This window comes from Porphyrobacter sp. YT40 (assembly GCF_006542605.1).
Taxonomy (GTDB): domain Bacteria; phylum Pseudomonadota; class Alphaproteobacteria; order Sphingomonadales; family Sphingomonadaceae; genus Erythrobacter.
On record NZ_CP041223.1, the window covers coordinates 107,780 to 118,214 of the forward strand.

9 protein-coding genes are annotated in these 10,435 nt (G+C 62.1%); 2 read left to right on the top strand and 7 right to left on the bottom strand.

Features of this window, described 5'->3' with window-relative positions:
• Positions 1-12 precede the first annotated feature (12 nt).
• Both E2E27_RS18235 and E2E27_RS18240 read left to right on the top strand, forming a co-directional pair.
• Positions 13-222: a hypothetical protein gene (locus tag E2E27_RS18235; RefSeq protein WP_141462146.1), complete on the top strand. Its 210-nt coding sequence runs from the start codon at positions 13-15 to the stop codon at positions 220-222.
• A 75-nt stretch (positions 223-297) separates the two neighbouring features.
• Complete coding sequence (locus E2E27_RS18240; protein ID WP_141462148.1) at positions 298-915, top strand: hypothetical protein; 618 nt, start codon at positions 298-300, stop codon at positions 913-915.
• Positions 916-925: 10 nt separating this feature from the next.
• On the opposite strand, the gene E2E27_RS18245 is transcribed toward E2E27_RS18240, so the two are convergent.
• The 7 genes from E2E27_RS18245 to trbC all read right to left on the bottom strand — a co-directional run bounded on the left by E2E27_RS18245 (position 926) and on the right by trbC (position 10,422).
• Entirely contained in the window at positions 926-1,708 is a 783-nt protein-coding gene (locus E2E27_RS18245; protein ID WP_141462150.1) for a GntR family transcriptional regulator, read from the bottom strand.
• Between the two features lie 357 nt (positions 1,709-2,065).
• Positions 2,066-5,317, bottom strand: a complete 3,252-nt coding sequence (locus tag E2E27_RS18250) for a conjugal transfer protein TraG N-terminal domain-containing protein (protein WP_141462152.1) — start codon at positions 5,315-5,317, stop codon at positions 2,066-2,068.
• Between the two features lie 12 nt (positions 5,318-5,329).
• Positions 5,330-6,772 carry a conjugal transfer protein TraH gene (locus E2E27_RS18255; RefSeq protein ID WP_141462154.1) on the bottom strand — a complete coding sequence of 481 codons (1,443 nt, stop codon included), beginning with the start codon at positions 6,770-6,772 and terminating at the stop codon, positions 5,330-5,332.
• Positions 6,772-7,581 (bottom strand): conjugal transfer protein TraF, encoded by an 810-nt coding sequence (locus E2E27_RS18260; RefSeq protein WP_199288099.1) that lies wholly within the window; start codon positions 7,579-7,581, stop codon positions 6,772-6,774. The genes E2E27_RS18255 and E2E27_RS18260 overlap by 1 nt, the downstream gene beginning before the upstream one ends.
• Positions 7,578-7,958, bottom strand: a complete 381-nt coding sequence (locus E2E27_RS18265) for a hypothetical protein (RefSeq protein ID WP_141462156.1) — start codon at positions 7,956-7,958, stop codon at positions 7,578-7,580. The genes E2E27_RS18260 and E2E27_RS18265 overlap by 4 nt, the downstream gene beginning before the upstream one ends.
• Before the next feature lie 2 nt (positions 7,959-7,960).
• Entirely contained in the window at positions 7,961-9,688 is a 1,728-nt protein-coding gene (locus E2E27_RS18270; RefSeq protein ID WP_141462158.1) for a conjugal transfer protein TraN, read from the bottom strand.
• Positions 9,685-10,422 carry a type-F conjugative transfer system pilin assembly protein TrbC gene (trbC, locus tag E2E27_RS18275; RefSeq protein WP_141462160.1) on the bottom strand — a complete coding sequence of 246 codons (738 nt, stop codon included), beginning with the start codon at positions 10,420-10,422 and terminating at the stop codon, positions 9,685-9,687. The genes E2E27_RS18270 and trbC overlap by 4 nt, the downstream gene beginning before the upstream one ends.
• Positions 10,423-10,435 lie beyond the last annotated feature (13 nt).

Consider the following 10,435-nt stretch of genomic DNA (forward strand, 5'->3'; position numbering starts at 1 on the left):
GGGGCGCATTCCGTGGAGCATTACGCCGATCTGCAGAGGCTGCTCCATGCGGTCCACAAGTATCGTCAGGAAGGCAAACTTCCGGACGATCCTGCAGAGCTGGACAAGGTCTGCGCCCGTGTTCTCGACTACGATCGTTTCGATGAGACGGCAATCGACTGGAAGCGCATAGCCGAATACGAGAAGGAACTTAACGGCGGCACGTGGCCACGGGACGATTGAAGCGCAGGCACAAATTGATATAGTCCCGCGATGGAGCGAGGAGTAAGCCACCTATATCGCGCAGCCATCGAGAAGATGGCAAAAAGCGCAGATCACAAAGTTGAAAAGCTTCGCAGGGCGATCGCGGGTGGGGAACGACCTTCGCCGTTGCCGGATCCAGAAGCTCTAGCCCGCATCACGAACAACTCCAAGGACTGGGGCGAGTATGCTTTCGCGGACCTGCGCGGCGCGGGTTTCGTCCGGAATGAACTGCTGCAATTCGACTGGGTCCAGATCGACCCAAGCCGTGTCGGCGATGAGCTCGCCGCCGTTGCCGGCATTGAAGCTCGGAGCATCATTCGCCTGAGTCTCATGAACTGCGCCAATGCGATGCCGGAGATCGAACGTCGGCTGCAGTCGTTTGTCCAGGCAGCAGCTGGCGGAAAGCCGCTCGCTTCGCTGCTCGCTCACCAGAAACTGATGTTCGCCGTCGTCGCCGCGACTGGCGAAGTGAACCTGCTTGAGGAGTACGCTAAGCGGGCGAGCGTGGCACTGGTCTACATCCGTTCGCTTTCACTCGAGCGCGAGGATCTCGAAGGCATGAGTGCCTCTGCACAGGCCATGGTCTCGAAGCTCTGCGACGGGAATGCAAGAGATTGCGCGGCGGATGCCACATCGATGCGACTCCACCCGCGTCGGCCGGCGCTTGTCTGATTTTGCGGCGTTACAGCGCGTAAGTCATCCGATCGATCTCCGTTACCGGTCGCAGCATCGAAATTGTGGCACGGGCACTGCCTGCATAGGTTGGCATCCCGCTGATATGAGGCTCGATCGCCTGAAATCCACCAACCTTGACCTTTTCCGGGTAAGCCCTCGCCTCCATCTTTTCGATCAGGGTGAAGAGCGAGGAAGCCGTGCTATCGAAGAAGAAGCGACACGCCTTTCGGACGCCTTCGAGATCACCCGACCGGGCCGCAGTGAGAAACTTGTCGGCCGCCTCGACGAAGAATCCGGTACGATCGGCATAGGCATCGGAGAGCCACAGAAGCCGAAAGAACGCCTGCGGTATGAACTGCTCGACGAGCTGGGCAAGCGTGCTTCTCGGCCCTCCCAGAACGACGGTGGTGAGCGCCATTGCGCCGATGAAAAAAGCCTCGTTGTGGACGTCCACGTCCCTTACTCTGGAATCGAGAAACTGCTCGGCCGCGCGCAGCTTCTCTTCGCCATCGAGCGCGAGGCGCAAGGCTCCGATCTCCACGATCGCACACAAGGCAAGCCGCCACTCCTCGACCTGTTCTTTGGTGAACGTCGATACGACATAGGACCGCCCGCGCTTGGTCAGATAGCCGGTCGACCCAATCGCGAGAAGAAGCTGCCGAGCCATGTTGAGGGTCACCCCCAGGTCGGCGACGACATCTTCCGCGGTCAGCGACGAGCCGCCCGGGAGCTCGCCAAAAAGAATGCGCTCCCGCAGATCGACGAAACTCCGTTCGACTTTAGAATTCATCCCTCTCGATGCACAGTTGGACTCGCACCGCTCCCTCGAAACTTTCGCGCGATCCTTACTGCTTAACCGCCTTGGGGATCAACTGCGGCGATCTCCTAGTTTGACCACAGCATTCCGCCAGCAATTGTGTTGGGCGTCCTCAAATGCTATGGTCAAACTAGGAGAAAGCCAGTGCCCGATGATCTTTTCCCGAGAAGCCCAATAAACCCAGGGGATCCGCTCCATTACGCGTCCGGTCGGCATCTTGCCGACCTCGATGTTGACTATGGGAATGGCGGTTCCGAGGCTTGGAAGAGGTTCTTCTTCTATCTGGCAGTCCTTCTCATTTCCGGTTTGGTGTTTTCCTTGATCTAAGCATCATTGAAACCCAAAGCGGCGCGGATCGACTGGACGACCGTCTTTCCACAATTCGTAATGCAGGTGCGGCCCGGTCGAACGCCCGGTGCTGCCCACTTGGCCGATCTGCTGCCCTGCCGACACGCTCTGTCCTTCCTCTAGAGGTGACCGCGATTGCATATGGAAGTACTTGCTTTGCGTGCCGTCCGGATGGTCGATGACGACATAATTGCCAGCTCCGCCAGCCTGGAACTCCACCTTTGACACGACGCCGGCGCCCCTTGCAATGATCGGGGTACCAGCGGCGGCCGGGATGTCGAGGCCGTTGTGCTGGCGGCGCCCACCGGAGATTGGATCGACCCGCGTTCCCAACCCTGAACCTGCAGCGCCGGCGACGGGAAGCAGAGGTTGCTGACCTCTCGGCAATTCCACCAGCGATGACGCGCCCGTCCCGGGCTGACCTCCAGAACCGAAGCTGCCAGTGAACTCATCGATCTTGTCCATCAAGGGCGAGACGATGGGCATGGTACGGCCAAGGCTTGCGTGATTGCGCTCGTCGACGGTCTCACGGAGTGATCCAGCGCCGCGATAAGAGTCGACCCCCTCATTCCTGAGCTCTCGCCCGCCGTCGAGGATGCGCTGGTCGCCGTATTCTATTCGCCCACCAACATCGTCAGCCAAGGCGCCGTCCCGCGAGCTCGGCCGGACATTGACGTCAGGAGCACGACCTTCGAGACGCGCCTGGTTGGCATCGCCCCATGCGCGCACTCCATTGGCTGATGAAATCGCAGGACCCTCGATCCCGAGGTTGGCAGGGGCGTCGGGGACGATGCCCAGCTCGTCGCGCATCCGGTCGATACGAGAGTCCATATAACGGCCAAGCATGATGTCGCGGACGCCTTCCTGCTGAGCGCTGGGAGATACCATGTTGGGTCTCCAACCGATATCGCGAAGAACGGCGTTCTCCGGCTTCTGCAGCTCGTCCTCGGCGTAGCGGACGAACTCCTGAGTCTCGTTGTAGTTGAGGTTGAAGCCGCGGCTTTCTGCGTTGCTGACATCGCGGGAGATACGCCGCCAGATGTCTTCGGTCTGCGAGGCTTCGAGCGATGCCGAGCGGGAATCGGTGATCGATGCACCAAGCCGCTGAGACAGGCCGCGTGTCTCGGAGTCCTGCGAGGTGCTGGTCTCGCGCATGAAATCTTCCCGCGCCTGACGAGCCTGAACCGAACTCGTTTGTCGTTCGACATACCCGCGGAGCTCGCTCCAAGCCTGATCGGTAGTCAGATTCTGCCCGGTTTCAAGCTGGGCGTTTGAAGAAATCTGCGCTGCAATCCTAGCTTGGGCGGGGCTTAAGCGCCCGCCGGGAGTTCCCAAAGCCGCGTCTGCTGTCCCTGTCATCAATGACAGACGAGAAATGCGCTCTGCGTCAGTTTGAGTCATGCCAAAGCGCGACTGCAAGTCGTTAGACATCGCATTGGTGGCCTCATACATATTGGTGAGGCTATTGTTGAACCCGGAACCTGTCTGCGTCGACGAAGACGCCGAGCGCTCGGCTGAGTTCAAGAGCTCGGTCGCGGTGCTGGCGGTCGCGCTCCAAGATTCGGCCGCGCTCTGGCGGGCCTGCTCCACCCTGCCCCAACCTTCCGAGAGCACGCCCCGCGCTTCGGCGGCGAATCCTGCGGTCCGCGTGGGCCGGAACGCGAGATTTGAGATTGCATCGCTCGTATCGAAGGCGCTGCTACTGTCGGCAAAACCCTTGGTGACGGCGCCATCGGCCTCTCGATACGACGTGCGCGCCATCCCGCCCTGGTAGTTCGGTGCGGTGTTCCACTGATCCGACTGGCGATTGAACCCGCTCAGGTTCATGAAGTTCTCGTTGCCGTAGGAGTAGTTTCCGGTGGTCCGCTCGACCGCCGCCGCTTCTGCTGCCGATTGCGCCGGTGCCAGCATCGAGGTCGCCTGAGAGGACACAGCCATCGCACCGCGCGCCATGCCGGCGGCAAGGAACGGGATCGACATCATCAGGAAACCGGCGATCGTCGCCGTATCGGCATTGACCGCATCGATGCCGGCCATACCTGCCATCGTGATTCCACCCGGCGAGGTCGCATTCAGCGCATCCGACGCCCGGTCCATGATGAACATATGGAGGACGACGTAGAGCGGTCCCCATGCGGCGAGATAGAAGAAGCCGGTGAAATAGCCCTTCAGCGCGGACACACCAGTTCGCGGAATGAGGAAGAGCGGGAAGATGACCGGAAACATCGCGTAGAACACAACGGTCAGCACGATGTTGAGGAGCGGCACCCAAGTCATCGCCTGTTGGGCGATCGAGGTGTAGGTGTTGCGCGCCTGTTCCTGCGCGCGGAGCATGGCGAAGGTGTCGCCATCGGCCGCCCCGAGATTGGCGCGCGCTTCAAGGAACGCGCTTACGAGCGAGCGCTGGTGGAAGATCTGTTGGGCCGTCTGCGAGCTGCCGTGGAACTGGTTGGCGATGACCGGCAGGTCCGCGACGAGCTTGGCTCGTGCCGCGGCCGGGGTCAGTCCCGGGAACATCTTGCGGCCCTCTTCCTCGAGCTGGGTGTCGGCGTAAGTGACGAGGCCCGTCTGCAGGTTGGTATAGCCAGCCTGGCAGGTCACGATGGTCGGAGCACCGGCATCGGGGATCCATTTCATCCCTCGCGCGAGCGAGCCAGGCCCCATGTCGGTCAGGATGTCGTTGGAGGTCGCGATCGCGTCGAACGATTCGAACCCGAGCAGGATGTCATAGAACAGACACTGCTTGTAGTATTCCTCGAGATTGGCGCTGATGCGGGGATCCCGGATCTTGAACTCGCGTGTCCGGTCCCACAGGCGCGCGCCGTAGATCATACCGTTGTTGGACATCTGAAGGGAGCCGGGCATCACGAAGACGGTTTCGGCCGTCTCGGTCAGCCAGTCACCCGTCCGCGAGCTGACCGAGGCGATGAGCGCCAGCCCTACAGGCACGTTGGCGACCGTCGCGGGGGCAAGACCCGGATTTAGGCGGTCGGTCACCTTGACCGTGGTGGTCGGCACGATAAGCGCGCCGTACATAAGCGTCGCGCCGAGGAACCAGTTGAGCCAGGCGCGCCAGTTGAGACTGAAGGCCACGACGAGAAGGCTGTAGATCAGGCCCATCACCATGACGACGCGGATAAGGGAGCGGAAGCCCCCTCCCCCGGTCCACGCACTGACGGCGTTGAACACGTTGACGATGTACTCGCCGCCGCCGATCGTCCAGATCTCCATCATGGCCTTGGGTCCTTACTGAATGCCCTGGTTCGAGAGCGACGTGCTGAAGGACAGCGCCGCCGACATTTGCGGGGAGAGATTGTTGCGCAGCGTCCCTTCGAGGAAGACGGCGCGCTCGACGACATGCTGGGTGCGCTGCAGGCGCAGGTTCATGCCCTGCGAATAGGTGTCGAGGACCTGCCGCACCGAGGCGATTTGCTCGCGCCACTGCGACAGGGCCGCCTCGTTGGCGTTCTGAAAGGTCCCCACCCCGCGCGAGGCGTAGCCGTAGTATTGCTGTGCGATCGCATCGAGGAGATCCATCGCCACAACTTCGGCAAGGTCGTTCATGTCGTTCGACGTCATGCCGCCCAGCGTCGCGGCCGCATTGACCGAGATGATCTTGTAGAGCGGAATCGTGGTCGCGCCGAGCAGACCGATCTCATCGGTCGAGAGCGCCGCGTTGGTGCGGACCTTGCCGTTCATGCTCTCGATCATCGCGCGCACGCGAGGCTTCAGCGCCTGTGCGCTCGAGATCGACATGGTCTGCGTAGTAGGGTTGAGGCACTTCTCGGACGTGTCGCACTTGAGCATCGTCACGGAGCTCGTCCCATCGAGCAGCGCGGTCAGAAGCGCCCGATCGCCCTGCCCCACGAACTGGAAACCACGTTTCCCGCTGGCGTCGCCGTCCTGGTAGAAGATCACCGTCCCGACGAACGTCATCAGGTATTCGCGGAACTCCGTCGAGAAGCTCGGGTAGCTCTGCTTCAGCATATCCCATGTGAAGTTGTAGCTCTCAGCGGGGATCGCGGGATCGCTGTTCGCCGCGATGGTCGACTCGCGCTGACCTCCCGTCCCGCATTCGTGGCGGCCTTTCGCCCAATCCGAGAACAGGCCCTGACTGTTGCCGATCGACTTGCAGATCTCCGAGGACATGCGGTCGGACTTGCCCCACAGTCCGCTGACGAGGTTCTGCGCGGTCTCGCAGCTGTTCATGTTGAACTGGTTCATCTGCTGCGCCTTCTGCGAGATCTCCTCGATGGTCGAGGCAATCTGCGGACTGATCGACTTGATCGCGAGCTGGAAGGCGAAGCCGAGCGCATTGTTCGCCGTCGCCTTGAGCATGGCGATGATCTCGTCGGAATTGACGAACGAGAACGAGCCGGAAAAGACATCAATGCCGCCGCACCCGGCCTTGATAGACGGCAGCTGCAGATTGACCGGATTGACGCTCTTCTGCGGGAAGCGGGTCCAGATGTTGCCTCCCGAATAATACCCCGCTGACTGGCCCTGATAGGCCGTGGGCCCGGTCGCGTTGGCCGAGGCACCCATGTCATTGAAGAAATCGTTGAGTTCCGAACCGACCTGGGCGCTGACAGGCGTTGCCACCATGCAGGCAGCGGCAAGGGCCGATAGCGCGACGCCGGCGCGCTTCAAGAGGCGAGCGGAGCGGTCGCGATGAAATTGCCTGTCCATCAGTAGTCGCTCCCTGGTTCAACCTGCGTGAGGTAGAAGATGCGCTGCATGACCTCGTCGGCGGCCATGACACCGTAGCCGATGGGGATCGGTTGCTTGGTGACGGTGTCGAACAGGACGAGGGCCGGCACGGTCCCGCCCTGCAGACCCATGCGCTGGTACTGCCCGCTGTCGATCACATGATTCGGGAAGGCTTCATTCGGCCCCCCGTCCATCGACACCGCGAGAACCTCGAGTCCGTAATTGTCCGACAGCGCGCGGATGACCGGCGAGAAGATGCGACAAGCACCGCAGGTCGACGAATAGAAGTAGAACAGGCCATAACGCTCGCTGAGCGCAGCCATGGAGCCCTCACGCTGCGACTTGCGCTCCTCGAGCCAGGTCTGCTTGGCCAGCGTGCCCACCGGGCGTTCGAGCGTGTAGTCGAGTTCGGGTGTCTGCCAGATGGCCCTCCCCCACACATCCGCGAAGGTCGAGGCCCGGTCGAGCTGCTCGCGCTGGAAGCGGATATAGTTGACGATATTCTCCTGGGTCGGCTCAAGCACCGCGAGCGCCTTCAGCTCGTCCAGCTGGCGCGTGATCGCTGCCATGCGCTCGACCGCCGGCACGGAAGGAGCCGGCTGCTGCTGCTTGGCGCGTTCGCGCGCCTTCCGCTTGGCTTCCTCCGAATTGCAGTAAAACCAGGTGCCGAGCTTGCGCTCGTCGCAATAGAACGCATCGCGCGCCGTTGGCTGCTCGCTCTGCGCAAGAACGGGGCCCGTCGCGGCGGCGAGGACCGCGGCAAGGCTCGAGGCGGTGAGCATTTTCATGGGCATTTTCCTTGTGCAAGGTCCAGCGACTGGAGGAGAAAGGAGGTCTGGATCAGGCCGCGGCCGCGATCGATCATGCGGATCATCCCGCCCGATAGCGTCGTCGCGGCTTCCACGCCGGCGTCGGTGAGGCATAAATCGAAATCGTCGTCGTCGCTCGAGCGGTGGATCCATCCCCGGTCGATCAGGCGCGATACCGATGCCTTGAGTTCCGCGCGCGTCGCGGGACGAAGGAACCAGTCCTCGATCCGTTCGAACATCTCGGATTCGCTCGCGGCAAGCTCACGGCCGATCGCCACGCTTACCGCCAGATCGAGCACCTGGGCGGGCGGAAACGGATCGTCTCTCTGCAAAGCCACGATATCTGCGCCCGACATGCTCAGTTCACTCCATTGTTGTAGTAGGTCTCGATTTTCTTCTGGATCTGCAGCGACATCTCGATCTCGTCGGGAAGCTTCGCAGCATCGACGAACTCGGCGTAGACCTCGCTGAAATCCATCCGGCTGAGGTCGAGCTGTTGGAACTGCGCGATCAGGAAACCTTCGCAGTCGGGGGTTTTTGGAGTGCCCCACTGCATCCCGAGCTGCGCTTTGCCCTGCTCGTTGAGGATTCGGACCAGCTTGCTGCCGTAACAACAATACGACTGCTTGCGGGTGACGCAGACCCCGAGGATCTTATCTGAGCAATAGGTGCCAACGTAGTGGCAGAGGCCCGCGTCATCCTTCTTGTCGACGTCACGGTCCTGGCTGTTGCACAGCCACGGCGTCAGGAGCGGAACACCCTTCCCGCTGCAGCAGTTCGACAGGCCGAAGATCTTCTTCGTGCATTTGAGGTTCTCGCCGCTGAAAATCTTCAGTTCGTTGGGATCGAAGCCGTCGCGCAGCTCGCCCATCACGTTCATGGCCACAACAGCATCCTTGAACTCGGTGGACGCCTCGCGGCTCACCGAGGTGCATTCGCCGTTAATGCAGTAGAGGTCGCCTGCGCATACGTAGGCGGGCGGCGGCGGAGGACCCGACGCAGGCGTGGTACACTTGAACCAGCGGTCGTAGACGTTGCAGGCACCATTTGCGTCGGTGCTCAGGCACTCGTCGTGGTCGAAGGTGCATTCCGGGCGCGCTTCGAGCGCAGAGCAATCATTGGCCGGCGCGACGCCCTGGCACTGATAGGTTCGCTCCCATTCCCAGCACGCGCGGGTGACGGACAGGCCATTGATGACACGCGTCTCATTGGGCGCGGTACAGACCTCGGTCTGTTGCGCACAGCTGGCGGTGCCGATAGTCGCACGGCACTGCGTTTCGTCAACCGTCTCACTGACGATGCTGATCGTGTTGCGCTCGACACCGCCGGCTACCGGAAGCTGGCTGGGGCAACTCCAGGTCTGGCGGTAGATCGGCTCACCCGGTTCGGCGCACCAGGTCCGACCGTTCGGCTCGCGGACCCATTGCAGACAGGTTTCGCCAATGCGGACGCTGTCGATGAGGGTGCATTGGTCCGCCCCCTGCACACCCAACAGGGCCGAACACTGATCTCTTCGTACGCCGAAACCGACGGTCTGGCAGGTATATTCCCAATAGCGAGACCCCTGCGTCTGGATCGCAAGCTGGGCCCGGCAGGTCCGCGCCTCGTCGAAGGGCTGCGACCCTTCGTTGCAGCTCTCGAGATAGGTGGTCGTGCCCCCTCCCCCGGGAGGAAGCGGATTGCAGGTGCCCGTCGCCCCGCCCGGGCCCACGCCGGGCCCGAGGTAGGTGTCCGGGTCCTGCTCGATTGCCGTGGCAGACGAGAGATCGATCGTCGCGGGGTCGACCACCTTGCGGTAGGGATCGACGACGGTCTGGTAATCTTGCTGATAGCGGGCCGCTTCGCCCGCAGTGCTCAGGCCCGTCGGATCTTCGACGTAGTCGAGCGTCGGAAAATCGGTACCGGCATACGTCGGGACATTGGCTTCAGCGCCATTGGCAAGAATCGATCCGTTGGTGCTGTCGCGCACACCGGTGCCGATCGCCTCGCCCTCGGTGCGCGCATCCTGCGCCGTCATCTGCGCATGGGCGAGCCCGCCGCTCACCCCGAGCGCGAGAACCGCAACGAGGATGCGCAGACGGTTCATCGCGCTCCCTTCATGTTGCGCAGAGCGAGGCGGGAAACCGGCGCACCAGGTCCGTTGGCGTTGGCGAAGGTCTCAAGAACATAGGACACGCTGACATTACCGGCGATCCGATCATGCGGCGGCGGAGCGGTCACGCAGTCGAGCTGGTCGCACGGCTCGAAGTCGCTCGAGAGGGCGACATAGGTCGGGACCCGATCAACCCCGAAGGAACGAAACAGGCGCGGATCGATCGCGACATTGCTCGCACCAGCCTGGTCGACCACCTTGCGGATGCCCTGGATGAACCCTTGCGGGTTTCCTGCCGAGAAGCCGCGGAAGACCACTACGCCGCCGGCCTTCGTGGTGTCCTCGATCATCTTCGACAGCGCTTCTTCGGGCATCGACAGGCTAGCAAAGGCAATGAACAGCGGTGCGCCTTCGGGCTTCGCCATCCCCGCCTTTGCGCCGGCGACCATCTCATCGAAATCGAACAGTCCCTGCCCTCCCGCGATCTGGGAGACGTCGAGACCCTCGATCGACTGCTGGCCCTGCTGAACCACGGCCTGCGCCTCTTCGGTGTGCGTCTCCGCATTGGTGGTCGCGTATTCGAAGAGCGCCTGGGCATCCTCGCGGAACTGATCCGCACGCGCCTCGATGGCGTCCGGATCAAAGCCGTCCATGCTCTGGGCGAACACCGCCGTCATGCCGCTCAAGAGTCCGGCGCCGGCGAGAAGCATTGCGATCTTGCGGTTCATTCCCGTCTCTCCC